The organism is Ruegeria sp. CG8 (assembly GCF_056537165.1).
Genome location: NZ_JBQFRA010000001.1, coordinates 892,173 through 910,319, shown reverse-complemented (window position 1 = coordinate 910,319; position 18,147 = coordinate 892,173). Strand labels below are relative to the sequence as shown.

The window sequence follows — 18,147 nt, the reverse complement described above, 5'->3', positions numbered from 1 at the left end:
CTGATGTTTTCCGCCCTGTTCATCAGCCGGCCCAAGCTGGCACTTGTGATCTCGCTTGTGCTGACAATCATGGGGGCGATCGGCTACATGGTCCTGCCGGTTGCCCAATTCCCGGACATTACCCCGCCGGTGGTCAGCGTCACGACGACGTACACTGGCGCTAACGCCGAAACCGTTGAAAACACGGTTGCCGCGCCGATCGAAGCGCAGGTCAACGGCGTGGATGACATGATCTACATGACGTCCACATCCTCGGACAACGGCTCGTATTCGCTGAACATCACGTTCGAGGTGGGCACCGACCCCGACATCGCATCGGTCAATGTGCAGAACCGTGTGGCGCAGGCCATGTCCTCGCTGCCGACCGAAGTCACCTCGTCGGGGGTGGTGACGCAGAAAGCGTCGACCAACATGCTGTTGCTGGTCACCCTGACCTCGCCCAACGGCACCTATGACAGCGTGTTCCTGTCGAACTACGCGTCGATCAACCTCAAGGATGCGCTGGCACGGGTGCAGGGCGTGGGCAAGGCCGACGTTCTGACCAACCTGGAATACGCGATGCGGATCTGGATGGATCCCGACAAGATGGCCGCCCTTTCCATCACGCCGGGTGACGTGATCTCGGCCATTCGCGAACAGAACATCGAGGTTTCCGCTGGCTCGATCGGCGCCCCGCCGGTGCCTGAAGGTCAGACCTTTCAGTACACGATCAAGACCAAAGGCCGCCTGACATCGGCCAAGGAGTTTGGCGATATCGTCATTCGGACCGGCGACGCCGGCTCGATCGTGCGGGTCCGTGACATTGCACGCGTCGAACTGGGGGCGGAATACTATGCCGCATCGGGCTATTTTCAGGCCGTTCCGGCGACGGTAATCGGCATCTACCAAGCGCCGGGCGCCAACGCGCTGGCCGTGTCCGACCGCGTCGAAGCCGAACTGGAGCGTCTTTCACGGTCCTTCCCGACCGATGTGGAGTATGCGGTTCCGTTCAATACTACGGACTTCGTCGAACAGTCGCTGAACGACGTGGTGTCGACGCTGATCCTGACCTTCATTCTGGTGATCTCGGTCGTGTTCATCTTCTTGGGCAGTTGGCGGGCGACCATCATTCCGGCCGTGGCGATTCCGGTCTCATTGATCGGGACATTTGCGTTCCTGCTGCTGTTCGGGATGTCGCTGAACACAATCTCGCTTTTTGCACTCGTGCTGGCCATCGGGATCGTGGTTGACGACGCGATTGTGGTCGTCGAGAACGTGGAACGGATCATCGCCGAGGAAGGCCTGCCGCCGGCTGAGGCGACCCGCAAGGCCATGGGGCAGATTACTGGCCCCGTCATTGCGACAACTCTGGTTCTGCTGGCCGTCTTCGTCCCCGTGACCTTCATGCCCGGTATCTCGGGGCGGCTGTATTCACAGTTCGCGGTTACGATCTCGACCGCCGTCGTCATCTCGTCCATCAATGCGCTGACCTTGTCGCCAGCGCTGTGCGGTTTGGTCCTTCAGGCACGTTCAGGCCCGCCCAAGGGTCTGCTGGCGGTGTTCGAGAAATTCATCGGGACGATGCGCGCAGGTTATGTGTCCATCGTGCGCAAGCTGCTGATCGTCCCCGTGGTCTCGCTCGGGATCATCGCGGGCTTTGCCTTTGGCGGCGTGACTATCATGTCGAACACCTCCAGCGGGTTCCTGCCGCTTGAAGACAACGGCTATCTTTTCGTGGACATCCAATTGCCCGACGCGGCCACACTGGAGAGAACCGAGGCGGTATCCAAACGCGTGGATGACCAGATCCGCGAGATCCCGGGCGTGGCGAATACCGTTCTGATCAACGGTTTCTCACTGCTGAACGGAACCATCACCAACGGTGCGGCAGTGTTCGTCAACCTCGACAACTGGGACGAACGGCAAGACGAGGATCTGACGGCGGACGCCATCCTGCAGAAGGTACTGGCCATCGCCAACGGCGAATCCGCCGCCTCGATCGTCGCATTCAACCCGCCGCCGATCCAAGGTCTTGGCATGTCGGCGGGCGTCGAAATGGAGGTTCAGCAAACCGGAGGCGGCTCGCCGCAGGATCTGGCCTCGGCCGTGGGATCCTTTGTCTACGCTGCCAACCAGCGGCCTGAAATCGGCCAAGCCTACACGACTTTCCGGGCCAACGTCCCGCAGCTGTTCGTGGATCTGGATCGGGAAAAGGCAAAAACTCTGAACGTATCGGTCGCCGAAATCTTCCAGACCATGCAGGCTCAGCTTGGCTCGTACTATGTGAACGACTTCAACTTGTTCGGTCGCGTCTATCGCGTGATGATCCAAGCCGAAGGGTCGTATCGTGACAATGTCGAGGACATCTCGAACCTGTACGTCCGCTCGAACACCGGTGAGATGGTCCCGCTGGGAACGCTCATCGACGTCGAAAACGTGCTTGGCCCGGTTCTGTTGAAACGCCACAACCTGTTCCGTTCCGCGACGGTGACGGCGGTTCCGGCAGAAGGTCTGTCGACCGGTGACGCAATCACCGTGATGACAGAAGAGTCGGCGACCGCCCTGCCCCCGGGATATGCCTTTGAATGGACCGGAACCGCCCAACAACAGCTGGCATCCGGCGGGCTGGTCGTGGTGATCCTGGGGCTGGCGATCCTATTCGGGTATTTGTTCCTGGTCGGACAATACGAAAGCTGGACGATGCCGGTCTCGATCCTGCTGTCGGTGATCGTAGCCCTGTTCGGCGCGGTTGCGGCGGTGGCGATCGTGGGCAGTGACATCAACCTGTACACGCAGATCGGGATGATCATGCTGGTGGGGCTTGCGTCAAAGAACGGCATCCTGATCGTGGAATTCGCGATGGAGCAGAGGGCCAAGGGTCTGTCTGTCAAGGACGCCGCCGCCGAGGCTGCGCATCAGCGTTTCCGGGCCGTCATGATGACCGCGCTGTCCTTCCTGCTGGGCGTTGTGCCCCTGCTGGCAGCCAGCGGTGCTGGTGCCGCCAGCCAGAAGGCGATTGGTGTGGCCGTATTTGGCGGGATGCTCGCCGCGACCCTGTTCGGGGTGATCCTGGTGCCGGTCCTCTATGCGGTGATGCAGAGCATGCGAGAGTGGATCAAGGGCACGAACAAGGATCCCGACCCCTCCGAAAAGGCGGCCTGACCGAGAAAAAAGAAACGCCCCGCGACATCCGCGGGGCGTTTTTCTTTGGTGGGTAATTAAGCGGTTTTCCGTTGTTGCTGACGACGCTTCTGCATCCAGGCCTCAATCTGCTCAACCTGCTCGGGTTTCAGGCGCAGTCCCAGTTTGTTTCGACGCCAGATCACATCCTGCGCTGTACGGGCATATTCCTTGTCGATCAGCCATTCGAGCTCACGCTCGGTCAGGGTCGCGCCAAAATCGACGCCCAGATCATCGGCCTGGACTGCGTTCCCGAGGATAATGCGTGCTTCGGTGCCGTACGCATGTACCAGACGGTGCGCCCATTTGTCGGTGAGGAATCCGTAGTCAGCCTTCAATCCGGCAACCAGTGCCTCTACCCCGTCGACCGGGAAATCCCCACCCGGCAGAGCAACTCCCGCAGTCCAAGGGCCAGAGAGGTCTGGGAAGTGCTCGGCCACCTTCTCCATCGCGCTTTCGGCAAGGCGGCGATAGGTTGTGATCTTGCCGCCAAACACGTTGAGGACCGGCGCGCCGCCCTCGGCGTCCACTTTCAATGTGTAGTCCCGCGTCGCTGCCGTGGCGCTTTGGGCGCCATCATCATACAGCGGGCGCACGCCGGAGTAGGTCCAGTTGATGTCGTCACGCGAGACCGGCTTCTTGAAGTATTTGGACGCGAAGGCGCACAGATAATTTTGCTCGGCCTCGGTGCAGACGGGCGGCTCGGACGGATCGGGGTGGTCCTGATCAGTGGTCCCGATCAGAGTGAAGTCCTGCTCATAGGGAATGGCGAAGATGATGCGCCCGTCCTCACCTTGGAAGAAGTAGCATTTGTCATGGTCGCAGAGACGCGGCGTCACGATATGGCTGCCGCGCACCAGCCGCACGCCCTCGCGTGAGTTCGAACGGATCTTTGTCCGAATGATGTCTCCAACCCACGGCCCGCCCGCATTGATCAGCATCCGCGCGCGCAGTTCACGGGTTTCACCGCTTTCGCAATCCTGCACGGTGATCTGCCAAACATCTTCGCTGCGTTCGGCCGACAGAACCTTGGTGCCCACCAAGATCCGCGCGCCGCGTGCCTCTGCATCGCGTGCGTTCAAGATCACCAGCCTTGAATCCTCGACCCAGCAATCGGAATACTCATACGCGGTTTCGAACTTGTCCTTCAGCGGCGCACCCTCGGGCGCCGTGCGCAGGTTCAATGAACTTGTTCCCGGCAGGATCTTCCGGCCGCCCAGGTTGTCATACATGAACAGCCCCAAACGGATCAGCCAGGCAGGCCGCCGCCCCTTCATCCACGGCATGACCGCCCCCAACAGGCGCGACGTGGGCGTTTCAGAGTCAAACCGCATGTCCGGGTGATACGGCAGAACGAACCGCATCGGCCAACTGATATGCGGCATGGCACGCAAAAGCGTTTCACGTTCGATCAGGGCCTCGCGGACCAGACGGAACTCGAAATACTCCAGATAGCGCAGCCCTCCGTGAAACAGCTTGGTCGAAGCTGACGAAGTGGCCGAAGCCAGATCGTTCATCTCGGCGAGCGTGACGCTCAACCCGCGCCCTGCGGCGTCGCGCGCGATGCCACAGCCATTGATGCCGCCACCGATGATGAAAAGATCGGTGATCTGAGTGTCCGACTGTTCCATGGTCTGATGATTCCATTTGCAAAAGGGTCGCGCGCATTAACGCGACCGACACTCGTTTAGTCAATTTCGATTTTCGTTTTTATTCGCTTTGTCGCATCTCGTGCAACTTAATTGTCGTTCACTTCTATCTTCTTTGGCACCCAGTCAAGAAAACATAACGCTTGCGCTCGATGTACAAAAAGAACAAAAACGAACAGAGCCACACCCGCGGAGCCGAATATGTCCCTGTCCTTTCGCCAATCCGACATCCTGAGCCTTGCCAAGCAAAACGGACGTGTCGCGGTCGAGGATCTGGCCGAGCGGTTCAATGTCACCGTCCAGACCATTCGTCGGGACCTGTCGGAACTGTCCGATTCCGGGATGCTGGACCGCGTTCACGGCGGCGCGGTTCTGAGGTCGGGCGTTTCGAATATCGGTTACGAAGACCGCCGCGGACTGAACGACGAAGCCAAGAAACGCATTGCCAAACGGTGTGCCGCCGACATTCCGGACGGAGCATCGGTGTTCATGAATATCGGCACCTCGACCGAGGCCGTGGCGCGGCAACTTCTGACCCACAAGAACCTGATGGTCGTGACCAACAATATGAACGTGGCCAACATTCTGGTCGAAAACCCTGAATGCGAGATCGTGGTCGCTGGTGGTGTTCTGCGCCGATCAGATGGAGGCCTGATCGGAAATCTGACTGTCTCGACCATTCGTCAGTTCAAGTTTGACTACGCGGTCATAGGGTGTTCTGCGCTGGATAGCGAAGGCGATCTGCTGGATTTCGATTTTCAGGAAGTGAACGTCAGCCAGACAATCATCGCGCAGGCGCGGCATACCAGCCTTGTTGCAGACCACTCGAAGTTCCAGCGGTCGGCCCCGGCCCGCATCACGTCATTGTCCGAAATCGACACGTTCTACACAGACGCTCCCGTCACATCCGAACTGGCGGCGCGCTGCCGCGAATGGCAGACCCAATTGGCGGTGTGCGGCTAGGCTTCGCTCGCACTTAAGGCGAACGGACGATCCCAAAACTTGCCAGATGGCAGCGGGCCTGACAGTATCACCACCATTGCAATCGTTGCACGGGAGGGGAGGACCGAGCCATGATCGCGCTTTTATTTGCGTTACTTACAGCCGTTATGGCGCTGAATTACTTTGGACGAACAAAGGCCGGGAACGTGGTTTTCTTTCTCACGCTGGCGTTGAGCGTCTATTGGCTCAAGTTTCACGCCACCAGCCAACTGACAATTCAGTTGTAGAAAGGGACGATCATGACACCTGAACTGTCCCGTACTCTGAATGCCCTAGGAATGCTGGCCGTCAGCCTTGTTCTGTTGCTGGCCTATGTCTACCAGCTCAAGCTGTACGAACTGCCCTGCCCGCTCTGTCTGTTGCAGCGAGTTGGCTTCGTTGCGGTTGGTGTTGGTCTGGGCCTGAACCTGCTTTATGGCCCGCGGCCCCAACACTATGCGATCATTCTGATTGCAGCCCTCTACGGCGGCAGCGTGTCGGTGCGGCAGATCCTTCTGCACATCGTGCCGGGAACCGGGCACTATGGCTCTCCGGTGTTGGGCCTGCACTACTATACCTGGGCGGCCATCTGCTTTTTCCTGATCCTGTTGGGCACCGCGATCATGCTGATGTTCGAGAAGCAGTATGTTTCGGACACGCGCGCGGAACCACGCTTTGGCGGCAGCACATTGGCGAAGGTTGCGTTCTTCATCATGCTGGGTCTTGCGGTGCTGAACGCCGGTTCGACGCTGTTAGAATGCGGTCCGGGCATCTGCGCCGACCCGCCGACCAGCTACAAATTGATTGACGAACTGGACACCAACAACTGAGGATGGGGCAACCGTCCAGACAGGAGGCGCGACGATGGGACTACTGGGGCAGCCGCTGGGCTATTATGACTACCTGACTTTCGTCGCGCTGATCCTGCTGCTGGCGGCGGTCATGGCCTTGTTTCTGTTCATCATGGGCCTGCCCGGCCGGATCGCAATCAAACGGAACCACCCCCATGCCGAAGCCGTCAAACTGATGGGATGGATGGGGTTTCTGGCGATCATCCCCTGGGTGCACGCCTTTATTTGGGCTTATCATGATGGCATGACCGTGGACATCCGCCGCTTGCCCGAGGGCGAGCGCGAAGCGATCCGCAAGGAGATCGAGCGCCTTGGCGGGCAGGTCAAGGACGAGTACCGGGCCCCTGCTGCAGACGACCTACAGAAAACCTGACGCCGAAGGAAATCCACCACTATGTTCGTCGCCCTCGGCATCACGCTTTTCTACATCATTTTTGTCTGGTTCATTTTCTTCAAAGCACAATGGCTCAAGTTCAACATTGTCTGGGGGATCGTGTCGTTCTGGGTCGGCGCCCATCTGCTGTTGATCTTCCTCGTCGCGCTCCGGTTCTTCCAACCCTTCTCGATCGACAGCCACGTGGTGCGGTCCACCATCCAGATCGTGCCGAAACTGACACAACCGACCATCCTGACCGAGGTCTTGGTCGAACCCAACACGCCCATCACCAAGGGTGATCCACTGTACCGGTTCGATGACACGGTGTTCAAGCTGGCCGTCGAGAACGCGCAGGCCCAACTGGTGGCTGCGGAGCAGAACGCCAAAATCCTTGAACAGGACGTGATCGCCTCGACCGAGGCGGTGGAGCGCGCCAATGCCCAGCTGGCTTATGCGATGACGCAGAAGGCGCGCTATGAAAACCTGGTGCCTGCCGGGGGTGCGCGTCAGGACGAGCTGGATCGCTGGAACGAACAAGTGACCGAAGATCAGGCTGCGGTCAAACAGGCTGAGGCCAATCTAAGAAAGGCGCAACTTGCGCAGGAATCACAGATCGACGGAGTGAACACCGGTATCCTTCAGGCCAAGGCGCAGCTGGCCGAAGCACAGTATTTCCTCGACAATACAACGATCTACGCTCCTGAAAACGGCATGATCGTCTCGCAACAGGCCCGTCCCGGCCTTGTGGTCGGTGATATCCGACTTGGGGCCATCGCCAGCTTCGTGACTGAGGATTCGCCCTATATCCTGGCCACATACCGCCAGCAGAACCTGAAATTCGTCGAACCCGGTCAGCCCGTCGAAGTCGCGCTGGATCTTTATCCGGGTGAAATTCTGACCGGCAGGGTCGAGGCCATCTGGTGGGCCACCCGGCAGGGGCAATACCTGCCTTCTGGCCGCCTGCCGGGGTTCGAGCTGCCTAAAATTCCCGGGCGCATCGCGGTGCAGGTTTCAGTCGACGTCCCCGAAGGGCATACCTTCCCCGCTGGCGGGCACGCGGCCGTGGCCATCTATACCGGGCAAGGCACAAGCTTCGAGTTTCTGCGCCGCATCAACATCCGCCTCTATTCCTTCGCCAACTTCATCCGACCGTTGGATATCTGAGCATGACACACATGAACCCGGACCATCCGCGCAGGCCACGAAACCGCCGCCACATGTTGGTTGGCACCGCGCTGAGCGCCGCGTTGCTGTTTGCATGCACCCCGGTCGGGCCGGATTTCGTGCGCCCCAACTCGCCGGTCGTGAAACAGTGGATGGAGGCCAACAGCCCCAGCGCCAGCCAAGCCAGCGGGCTGACATCACGCAGCGCCCCCGTGGTCAAATGGTGGCAGAGCTTCAATGATCCGACCCTGAACAAGCTGGTGGCCGAGGCCTATGCCCAGAACCTGACCCTTCAAGTCGCAGGCGCGCGAGTGTTGCAGGCCCGCGCGCAACTGGGCATCGCCTTCGGCGAGCTCTATCCGCAGTCTCAGGCCGTGGGCGGCGCGTTGGAGCGGCGCCGGATCAGCGACAATCTCGGTCCCATTGCCGATATCAACCGGATCATTCCGCTGGATACCGAGTTTTCGACCTCACAGGTGGGGTTTGACGCCCAGTGGGAACTGGACGTCTGGGGCGCGCAGCGACGCGGCGTGCAGGCGGCGCGGTCGAACCTGGCACTGCAAGTCGCCAACTATGACGACGCGCTGGTGACGCTGACGGGCGATGTGGCCGCGCTGTACATCAACATCCGCGCGCTGCAGGAGTCGCTGGCCGTCGCACGCGAGAACATCAAGCTGCAGCAGGAAGCCAATGATCTGACCCAGTTGCGGTTCAACAATGGTGTGACGACGGAATTGGATGTGCAGGAATCCACCGCCCTGCTGAACAACACCAAGGCGCTGGTGCCGACGCTGGAAAGCGATCTGCAGCAAGCCAAGAACGCGCTGGCGGTTCTGCTGGGCACGACACCGTCGCGCATGACCGGTCTGCTGGGAACGTCCGGGCGGATTCCGTCAGCAAGATCGAACGTCGCAGTCGGCGTTCCGGCCGAACTGCTGCGCCGCCGCCCCGACGTTCGCGCGGCCGAACTGGCCGCAGCCACGCAATCGGCGCAAGTGGGCATTGCCATGGCGGACCTGTATCCGCAGTTCATCCTGTCGGGCTCGATCGGCCTGCAGGCGTCGGGCGGGCGCGACCTGTTCAGCTCGAACAGCACCACGGGTCTGGCCAGCGCCGGCGTGGTCTGGAACGTTCTGAACTATGGGCGGATCAAGAACAACGTGCGCGCGCAAGACGCCGCCTATCAGGCGCTGATCGCCAACTATCAGAACACCGTGCTGACCGCCTATTCCGAGGTCGAAAGCGCCATGGTCGCCTATGCCCAGGCGCGCAAGCAGGTGACGTTCTACCAACGCAGCGTCGACGCAGCGCGCAAGGCTGCCGACATCGCCGTCAGCCAGTATCGCGACGGCATCGCCGACTATTCCCGCGTGTTGAACACGCAGACCGCGCTTCTGCGCTCGCAAGCCAACCTGATCGAGGCGCGCCAGCAGGTGTCGTCGAATCTGGTCGCGGTCTACAAAGGTCTGGGCGGGGGCTGGCAGATCCGTCAGAACCAGGAGTTCCTGCCGGAAACCGTACTGGCCGAGATGTCCTATCGCACCGATTGGGGGGACCTGCTGCAGCAGGACCCAACACGAGCAAGCCTGAACTAAGCGCTATTTCGTCAGGCCCGTCAGGCCTCCAGATATCAGGATGTTCACCTCGTACAGGATGCGCGGCGCGGCCAGACCGCCTGGGCTGGCCAGATAGTTGGGGCTCCACTCCGGGTCGAATTTCTGTTTGAAGGCGCGCAGCCCCTCGAAGTGGTAGAACTGCTCGCCGTGCTCGTAGACGAAACCGCCGATCCGGTTCCAGAGCGAGGCGAGTTGCCGGTTCTCGATCCCGGAAAACGGCGCGGCCCCCAACGAGAACCAATGGAACCCTTGGCCGGCGCCCCAGTTCATCATCTCGGCGAACAGAGCGTCCATGACAAAGCTGGGGCAGTCGGGCTCGTAGCGCATCAGATCCAGCGACAATTCCGACTTGTTGCCGCCCTGAAACAGGTTGGCAAAAGCCACGATCCTACCCGTCTCGCCGTTCTTCAGAACCGCATGATCGAAATAGGACAAATACTGCTCGTCGAACCCGCCCAGAGCAAAGCCCTTTTCCGCGCCCGCCTTGCCTTCCAGCCAGTGATCCGAGATCTGGCGCAGCTCCGGCAGGACCGGTGCAAGCTGTTCCTTGGGAATGATCTCGAAGACATATCCTTCACGCTCGGCCCGGTTCCGGGCCTGACGGAACCGCTTGCGGGATTTTCCGTCCAGCGTGAAGTCCTTCAGCGGAACGCGGGCGACTTCACCGATCTTGAGGATCGACAGCCCGAGGTCCAGAAACGTAGGCAGATACTTGGTGGACACGCTATAAAATGCGCAGAGCTTGCCTTCGGCATCGGCCATTTCGCGCAACTGCCAAATCAGCTGCTGGCCGGCGGCCTCATCGCCGACAGGCTCGCCCTTGCTGATCAACGCGTTGCCGGAATCGGCATAGGCCAGAAAGGCGCTTTCATCTGGCGCGATCAGGAACTGTTTGTCGCCGGTCAGGCTGATCTGCGCCTCGGTGTCTTCGCTGGCCAGCGCCAGACGTCCGACCGCCGCAGGGATCTCGGTGCGTTGACGTGCGGGGATCGTACGTCCGAACAACGAGTTCACGGCCACCACCCCGACGATGACCGCCACCACCATGCTGGAGCGCAGGAACCGCGAGGCATCGCCATTCCATGCAAACTCCCACCACAACGCATTTTCGTATTCGACATGGGAATAGGCGAACAACCCGATCCAGAAGATCACCGCCAGCAACGCGATCAGGCTGACCAGCCAGGGAATGTTCAGTCGGAAGATGGAGGCGCCGCTGACCCGGTAGAAAGCCCCCCGAAACAGGGCCAACAAACCGATGGCTGCAAGCATTCCGATGGCCTCATGCGTATCCAGCCCCTTGGCCAGCGACGCGAAGAACCCGGCCAGCATCAGGATCATGGCAACGATCCATGCCCGGTAGAGCTTGCGGTACAGCCCCCGCGCCACAAGCAGCAGCAGAACGCCAATGGCGCTTCCGGCCAGATGCGATGCCTCGACGAAGGACAGGGGCAGAAACTCGCGCAGGATCCCCAGCTTCGTTGAGCTGGCAGGCAAGGTGCCGGACACCAGAAGAACCACACCGGCCACTGCCGCGATACCGGCAGCCACCATCGGCACGATTGGCCGGACGGCCCGATAGAACCAAGTAGCCGCGCCGCTGATGTGATGCCGGTGTGCCAGCGCCGAAGCGACGGCGATCGACAGGCTTGCGATGGCAAATGGCAAAAACGTGTAGACAACCCGGTAGAGCAGCAAGGCGGCAATCACGTCCGACCGACCCGAGGCCCCCAGCCCTGCGATCAAAGTGGCTTCGAACACACCGATTCCGCCCGGCGCATGGCTGAGAATCCCAACTGCGATTGCGCAGATATAGATGGTGAAGAAATACGGATAACCGACGCCTAGATCGTCGGGCATCAGAACATAAAGAGCCATCGACGCGCCGAACAGATCCCCGATTGCGGCCAGTGTCAAAAGGCTGGCCAACTTGCCTCCGGGCAGGTCAAATCCCACCCCGCCAAAGGACAGCCGACGCCCGCCTTTGGCTAGCCATACAAACAGCACCAGCAGACCGGCCAGCAGGGCGACCCCGATGACCGTTTCAAGCGTTCCGCTGATCGGCAACGCTTGGGCGATCCCGTCCGGATGAAGCGTCATCATTCCGCCGAGGATCAGGATGAGGCCCATCCAGAAGGCCACCCATGATGTGGCGATCACGCCCGCGACCCGTCCCAGATCCAACCCCAGCGACGCATAGATCCGATAGCGGATCGCCGTGCCCGTGATGTACGAAAATCCGAGGCAATTCGACACCGCATAGCCGCTGGCCCCGGCCATGGCCGCAATGCGAAGGGGGACCGTTCCCCCCGCCACGCTCTGCACGGCGAAGACGTCATAGAAGGACAGAGACAGAAAACTGAAAGCCGTCCAGAACACGGCAAGGAACATCACCCGCCAGGATGTTCCGGCAATGTCAGACTGAACGTCCGACCATTTCACATGGCTCGACAGGTCGTGCAGCACCGTCAACGCGATCAGCGTTATCACCACAGGTATAGCCAACCTGACAACCGGCTGCTCCAACAGACCGGTCACCCGGGCAATCAGGATCTCCGCCCGCGAGTTTTCGCCTGGGTCTGCTGTGCTCATATTGATTTCCCTGCCCATGGGCTTGATCAAGCCTGCGGGAAAACTCTTGCACAAATCGTTTGGTATTCAAAGCTATGCCGCGCTGGTGAATGGCGGGCGGTTCAAAAGCGGCCTTTTCGAGTGGACAGAAGCAGATTGGTCTCGGAGCGGGTCACGCCTTCGATGCGGCGGATCTGGAACAGAACCTCGTCCAGTTCGGCTAGCGTTTCGGTCCCGATCTCGGCGATCAGGTCCCATCCGCCGTTGGTGGAATGCACCGCCCGCACCTGCCGCATGGCTGCGATCCGGGCCATGATGCGCTCGGTCCCGCGCCCTTCGATTTCCAGCATCATCAACCCGCGCACCGGGCTTTGCGCGACGTCCCGACGGGTCAGGACAGTAAAGCCCACAATCTCACCCGATTGCTTGAGCCGCTGCAGCCGGCTGCGCACGGTCGTCCGCGTTACACCCAGCACTTCTGCAAGCTCTGACAGGGACGCGCGAGCGTCTCTGTGAAGGGCGCTGAGCAAGCGGCTGTCCAGATCGTCCATTTCGTGTTTCCAATTTGGATTTTCAGATTTCATTTTGAGCATTTTGCCTCCTTCACGCAACCCGCATTGCACCGCTAAATGAACGTATGGATACCAAATCAGTCATTCTCGTTGGTGCCGGCATGGACGTCGGCAAGCGGCGCCAGGGTTGCCGGATGGGACCCGACGCGTACCGGGTGGCCGGAATTGCCGAGGCTCTATCCGACCTCGGGCACACGGTCACAGACTTTGGCGACACCCGCCCGGACACTGTCGACATGCCGCAACATGATCACCTCTTTGCCCTACCCGAATGCGTAGGGTGGACGCGGGCTTTGAAACGGGTCGCGCAACAGGCGGCCCAACAAGGTCTGCCGATCTTTATGGGGGGCGATCATGCCCTGTCGATGGGCACGGTCTCTGGCATGGCCGCCCATGCGCAGCAGATCGGGCGCCCGCTGTTCGTGCTTTGGCTGGACGCGCACAGCGATTTCCACACACCCAACAGCACCGGCAGCGGCAACCTGCATGGCACGCCGGTCGCCTATTTCACCGGCCAGCCCGGGTTCGACGCCTTCCCCGCGCTGGCGGCCCCCGTTCCGACCGACCGCGTCGGCATGATCGGCCTACGCTCGGTCGATCCGGCCGAGCGCGCCGCGCTGGAGAAAGACCGCGCCATGCTGGCCGACATGCGCAGCATCGACGAACACGGCATCAAAGCTCCGCTGATGGCCTTTCTGGACCGCGTCCGCGCCGCGAACGGCATTCTGCATGTCTCGCTGGACGTGGATTTCCTGGACCCCGCCATCGCCCCGGCCGTCGGCACCACCGTTCCCGGCGGCGCCACCGAACGCGAGGCGCATCTGGTCATGGAACTGCTGCACGAAAGCGGGCTGGTCTGCTCGCTGGACCTGGTCGAACTGAACCCCTTTCTCGATGAACGCGGCCGCACCGCGAAACTTATGGTCGACCTGGCCGCCTCGCTGCTTGGGCGCCGCATCTTCGACCGCATTACCCGGAGCTTCTGATGCATTCCCTTCAGGCCCCTTCGGCCGTGGTCATGATCCGGCCACACGCCTTTGCCTCGAACCCCGAGACCCGCGACGATAATGCGTTCCAGACGCTGGCCAACCGCTCGGCCGAAGCGACCTCGGCCGCGGCCCGCGACGAGCATGACCGCGCGGTCGAGCAACTGCGCGACGCTGGCGTGACCGTGCATGTGTTTGACGATTTCGGCGACAACGACACGCCCGACAGCGTGTTTCCGAACAACTGGTTCTCGACCCATCCGGGCGGACACGTGGCGATCTATCCGATGTTCGTTCCCTCGCGCCGGCGCGAACGTCGGATGGATGTGATCGAGATTCTGAAACGCGACTATCGCGTTCAGGACGTGATCGACTATTCCGGGCTCGAGCAGGACAACCTCGCGCTGGAGGGCACCGGTGCGATGGTGCTCGATCACGTCGGGCGCATTGCCTATACCGTCAAATCCAACCGCGCCGACCCGGTGCTGCTGGAACGGTTCTGCACCCATTTCAACTATGAGCCCATCGCCTTCGAGGCCCGCGACGCGCAAGGCCGCGATGTCTATCACACCAATGTGCTGATGGGGATCGGCACGCATTACGCCCTGATATGCCTGGACATGATCACCGACCCCGAGCGGCGCGCGACCGTGAAGGCGCGGCTCGAGGAATCCGGCCGCAGGGTGATTGACCTGACCCACGACCAGATCGCCGAATTTGCCGGAAACGCCATCGAATTGACGGGCCGTGACGGGTTGGTTCTGGCGCTGTCCAGCCGGGCTTTGGCCGCGCTGCGCCCTGATCAGATCGAGATCATCCAGGACAGCGCGACGCCGCTGCCGCTGTCCGTTCCCACCATCGAAACCGCCGGCGGGTCGGTGCGCTGCATGATCGCAGGCATCCACCTGTCACGCCGCTAGGAGAGACCCCATGCAACCTTCCGACAAGGCGCTTGTTCCCTTCGTATCCGTCGACAACATGATGCGGCTGATCCACCACATCGGTGTCGAAAGAATGATCACCGAGATCGCCGCCCAGATCGAGGACGACTTCAAACGGTGGGAGAGCTTCGACAAGACCCCGCGCATCCCGGCCCATTCCCCGCATGGCGTGATCGAACTGATGCCCACTTCGGACGGCGAGGCCTATGGGTTCAAATATGTGAACGGCCACCCCAAGAACACGTCCGAAGGCCTGCAGACCGTTACCGCGTTCGGCCTGCTTGCGGACGTGTACACTGGGTATCCGACCCTCTTGACCGAGATGACGATGCTGACGGCGCTGCGCACCGCGGCTACTTCGGCGCTTGTCGGTAAGTACCTGGCCCCTAAAAACGCCTCGACGATGGCGATGATCGGCAATGGCGCGCAGTCCGAATTTCAGTGCCTGGCCTTCAAGGCCATGTGTGGAATTGACACCGTTCGCCTTTATGACATCGATCCCGCCGCCACCGCGAAATGCGCGGCCAACCTGCAAGGGACCGGCTTGAACGTGGTTTCGTGCCGCTCGGCCGAAGAGGCGATCGAGGGTGCGCAGATCATCACCACCTGCACCGCCGACAAGAAATACGCCACCATCCTGACCGACAACATGGTCGGCCCGGGCGTGCACATCAACGCGATCGGAGGCGACTGCCCCGGAAAGACCGAATTGCATCGCGACATTCTTCTGCGGTCCGACATTTTCGTGGAATACCCCGAGCAGACCCGGATCGAAGGTGAAATTCAAGCTCTGGACCCCGACCACCCGGTCACCGAGATGTGGCAGGTCATCACCGGTCAGGCCGAAGGTCGGCGTGACGAGCGGCAGATCACTCTGTTTGACAGCGTCGGTTTCGCGATCGAGGACTTCTCGGCCCTGCGCTACGTCAAGCACGCGATCGAGGGAACCGAGTTCTTCGAGCCACTGGACATGCTGGCGGACCCGGACGATCCGCGCGACCTGTTTGGCATGCTCATGCGGGCCAAGTGAGCCGTTTCGCCCGATTTTGACGTTATAGGCCGGATGGGGGCGCTGCCCCCGTTCAGTCTTTACGGGGCTGAGCTATTGGGTCAACTGCGGCACCGAAGCTTTATGCAGCCAGAAATCTCTGTGCGCGCGGCAGAGCCATGCATCACAGTCCGTGCTTGGATTGCCCAAAACCTCAGCCGGCAAGCGATGGCAGATACAGAACGATCGCCGGAAACGCCACCAACAGCGCAATGGTCACCGCATCAGCGACGAAGAACGGAGCCACGCCCTTGAACACATCCTGAACGCTCAGGTCCGGGCGCACGCCAGCGACCACGAAGCAGTTCAGGCCGATGGGCGGCGTGATCAGACAGAACTCGGCCATCTTGACCACCAGAATACCAAACCAGATCGCGCACATGGGTCCGGACATACCGAATGCGCTGTCGGCCGCGCTCACCGCCTCGCCCCCGTTCAGGGCCATGACGGCAGGATAGACCACCGGCAGTGTCAGCAGCAGCATCCCGATTGCATCCATGAACATGCCAAGCACGGCATAGGCCAACAGGATACAGATCAATATCAGCATGGGTGACATATGTAGGGAAGTGATCCAATCCGAGAACGCTCCAGGCAGGTCGGCAAAACCCAGAAAGCGCACGTAGATCAAGACACCCCAGATGATCGAGAAGATCATCGCCGTCAGCTTGGCGGTTTCCAACAACGCCGACTTCAGCTCGGTCCAGCGCATGCCGTGAAACAGCGCAAAGCAGAACACGATGAATGCACCGATTGCGCCGCCCTCGGTCGGCGTTCCCCACGCCTTGTCACCAAATGGGTTGTAGACAAAACAGATGATGATCAGGATTACCGCGAAGATCGGCAGCGCACCGGGCAACGCGGCAAAGCGCTGTTTCCAGGTAAAGCCCCGCACCGGCGGACCCACGTTTTTGAAGAAAACCGCTATACCGATGATCAGCAGTCCGTAGATCACCGCCGAAAACGCACCTGGGATGAACCCGGCGAGCAGCAGTTTGCCCACGTCCTGCTCGACGATGATCGCGTAGATCACGAGGATCGCGGAAGGTGGGATCAGCGACGCCAAAGTACCGCCTGCGGCCACGACGCCTGCGGCAAACCTTTTGTTGTAGCCGACGTCCAGCATCTCGGGGATGGCAATGCGGGCAAAGACGGCCGACGTAGCCACTGACGCGCCTGACACGGCTGCAAAGCCGGCCGTCGCGAAAACCGTGGACACCGCCAAGCCACCCGGCACCCAGGCGACCCAGCGCTTGGCCGCTTCGAACAACGCCCGGGTCAATCCCGCGTAATAGGCCAGGTATCCGATCAGGATGAAAGTTGGGATCAGGCTGAGCGTGTGCGAGGCCACTTTGGAATGCGGCACCTGCCCCGCCGTCTTGACGGCAACGGTCAAAGCCTTACCAAACCGATCCGGGTCGTATCCGAATTTGGCCCAGAATATCCAGACCAGCCCTACCAGCCCTGCAAGGCCTGCGGCAAACGCAACGCGCATGCCCCCGACGACAAGAACCAGCAGGCCGCCCGTGACCCACAGGCCGATTTCAATCGTGTCCATTTGTCAGTCCTGCCTCTCAAACTGCTCGGCTTCGGCCGCGGCCTGCGCGGCGGCGTCCTGGATCAGCGGCACCGCAACCGGAGTTTCCAGCCCCAACAGGAACGCCCGACCATACCCCCAGATCTGGAGACACAACCGCAGACACAAAACGGAGAAGGCAACTGGCGCCAACAGCTTGGCGGGCCAGATCGGAATACCGATGTCGATCGAGCTGTCACGGCTCCACATCGGTGCGCCGAAATCAAACGATCGATCGAAATGGGACCAGCTGCCCCAGACCAAAGCCAACATCAGGACCAGGATCAGTACCACCGAAATCAGCTCGAACAACCACATTGCGCGCCCGTGCAGCCGTGCGATCACGATGTCCATGCGGATGTGCCCGCCGTCTCGCTGCACATAGGAAATGCCAAGAAACGCGATCAGAGGCATGGCCTGCTCGATCCAGTCGACATAGCCCGGCAATGGCGCGTTGATCGCGTTGCGTCCGCTGACGGACACAACAGCCAACACCATCAAACCGAAAACGGCGATGCCGCTGAGAAGGGCCAGAAATCGTTCAAGTTGCAGCAATTGCCGGTCGAGACGGCTCAGGAGGCTGCCGTCCTCCAATACCGTGGCGTGTCCTGCCATCCGGTTGTCCCCTGTTCCAGATGATCCCGGGGGCGTTTCAGC

Annotated in this window: 15 protein-coding genes; 10 read left to right on the top strand and 5 right to left on the bottom strand. The window is 60.8% G+C overall.

Features of this window, described 5'->3' with window-relative positions:
- The first annotated feature begins 3 nt into the window (after positions 1-3).
- The gene (locus tag ACR0EF_RS04440) at positions 4-3,141 is read left to right on the top strand and encodes an efflux RND transporter permease subunit (RefSeq protein WP_170357584.1); all 3,138 of its coding nucleotides are present in this window, start codon (positions 4-6) and stop codon (positions 3,139-3,141) included.
- A gap of 56 nt (positions 3,142-3,197) precedes the next feature.
- On the opposite strand, the gene glpD is transcribed toward ACR0EF_RS04440, so the two are convergent.
- On the bottom strand, positions 3,198-4,790 hold the full coding sequence (glpD, locus tag ACR0EF_RS04435; RefSeq protein WP_170371204.1) for a glycerol-3-phosphate dehydrogenase: 1,593 nt from the start codon (positions 4,788-4,790) through the stop codon (positions 3,198-3,200).
- Positions 4,791-5,009: 219 nt separating this feature from the next.
- Between glpD and ACR0EF_RS04430 the strand changes: the two genes are divergently transcribed.
- The 6 genes from ACR0EF_RS04430 to ACR0EF_RS04405 all read left to right on the top strand — a co-directional run bounded on the left by ACR0EF_RS04430 (position 5,010) and on the right by ACR0EF_RS04405 (position 9,775).
- On the top strand, positions 5,010-5,771 hold the full coding sequence (locus ACR0EF_RS04430; RefSeq protein WP_170371205.1) for a DeoR/GlpR family DNA-binding transcription regulator: 762 nt from the start codon (positions 5,010-5,012) through the stop codon (positions 5,769-5,771).
- Positions 5,772-5,881: 110 nt separating this feature from the next.
- Positions 5,882-6,037: a DUF5993 family protein gene (locus ACR0EF_RS04425; protein ID WP_170339565.1), complete on the top strand. Its 156-nt coding sequence runs from the start codon at positions 5,882-5,884 to the stop codon at positions 6,035-6,037.
- 12 nt (positions 6,038-6,049) lie between these two features.
- Positions 6,050-6,619, top strand: a complete 570-nt coding sequence (locus ACR0EF_RS04420) for a disulfide bond formation protein B (RefSeq protein ID WP_170371206.1) — start codon at positions 6,050-6,052, stop codon at positions 6,617-6,619.
- Between the two features lie 34 nt (positions 6,620-6,653).
- Positions 6,654-7,013 carry a DUF3302 domain-containing protein gene (locus ACR0EF_RS04415; RefSeq protein WP_170371207.1) on the top strand — a complete coding sequence of 120 codons (360 nt, stop codon included), beginning with the start codon at positions 6,654-6,656 and terminating at the stop codon, positions 7,011-7,013.
- A 21-nt stretch (positions 7,014-7,034) separates the two neighbouring features.
- Entirely contained in the window at positions 7,035-8,180 is a 1,146-nt protein-coding gene (locus tag ACR0EF_RS04410) for an HlyD family secretion protein (RefSeq protein ID WP_170357580.1), read from the top strand.
- A 2-nt stretch (positions 8,181-8,182) separates the two neighbouring features.
- Positions 8,183-9,775, top strand: a complete 1,593-nt coding sequence (locus ACR0EF_RS04405) for an efflux transporter outer membrane subunit (protein WP_170371208.1) — start codon at positions 8,183-8,185, stop codon at positions 9,773-9,775.
- Between the two features lie 3 nt (positions 9,776-9,778).
- Here the strand turns inward: ACR0EF_RS04405 and mprF are convergent, their stop codons facing one another.
- Positions 9,779-12,388: a bifunctional lysylphosphatidylglycerol flippase/synthetase MprF gene (mprF, locus tag ACR0EF_RS04400; protein ID WP_170371209.1), complete on the bottom strand. Its 2,610-nt coding sequence runs from the start codon at positions 12,386-12,388 to the stop codon at positions 9,779-9,781.
- Positions 12,389-12,489: 101 nt separating this feature from the next.
- Entirely contained in the window at positions 12,490-12,918 is a 429-nt protein-coding gene (locus ACR0EF_RS04395; protein ID WP_093961837.1) for an Lrp/AsnC family transcriptional regulator, read from the bottom strand.
- A gap of 86 nt (positions 12,919-13,004) precedes the next feature.
- Here ACR0EF_RS04395 and rocF point away from each other — a divergent pair, with 86 nt between their 5' ends.
- From rocF to ACR0EF_RS04380, 3 genes are read left to right on the top strand one after another with little or no spacing between them, the layout of a single operon-like run.
- Entirely contained in the window at positions 13,005-13,925 is a 921-nt protein-coding gene (gene rocF / locus ACR0EF_RS04390; protein WP_170371210.1) for an arginase, read from the top strand.
- Positions 13,925-14,845, top strand: a complete 921-nt coding sequence (ctlX, locus tag ACR0EF_RS04385) for a citrulline utilization hydrolase CtlX (RefSeq protein WP_170371211.1) — start codon at positions 13,925-13,927, stop codon at positions 14,843-14,845. The genes rocF and ctlX overlap by 1 nt, the downstream gene beginning before the upstream one ends.
- 10 nt (positions 14,846-14,855) lie before the next feature.
- The gene (locus tag ACR0EF_RS04380) at positions 14,856-15,896 is read left to right on the top strand and encodes an ornithine cyclodeaminase (protein ID WP_170371212.1); all 1,041 of its coding nucleotides are present in this window, start codon (positions 14,856-14,858) and stop codon (positions 15,894-15,896) included.
- Between the two features lie 172 nt (positions 15,897-16,068).
- Here the strand turns inward: ACR0EF_RS04380 and ACR0EF_RS04375 are convergent, their stop codons facing one another.
- Entirely contained in the window at positions 16,069-17,472 is a 1,404-nt protein-coding gene (locus tag ACR0EF_RS04375; RefSeq protein WP_170371213.1) for a TRAP transporter large permease, read from the bottom strand.
- A 3-nt stretch (positions 17,473-17,475) separates the two neighbouring features.
- Positions 17,476-18,105 carry a TRAP transporter small permease subunit gene (locus ACR0EF_RS04370; RefSeq protein ID WP_170371214.1) on the bottom strand — a complete coding sequence of 210 codons (630 nt, stop codon included), beginning with the start codon at positions 18,103-18,105 and terminating at the stop codon, positions 17,476-17,478.
- Positions 18,106-18,147: the final 42 nt, after the last annotated feature.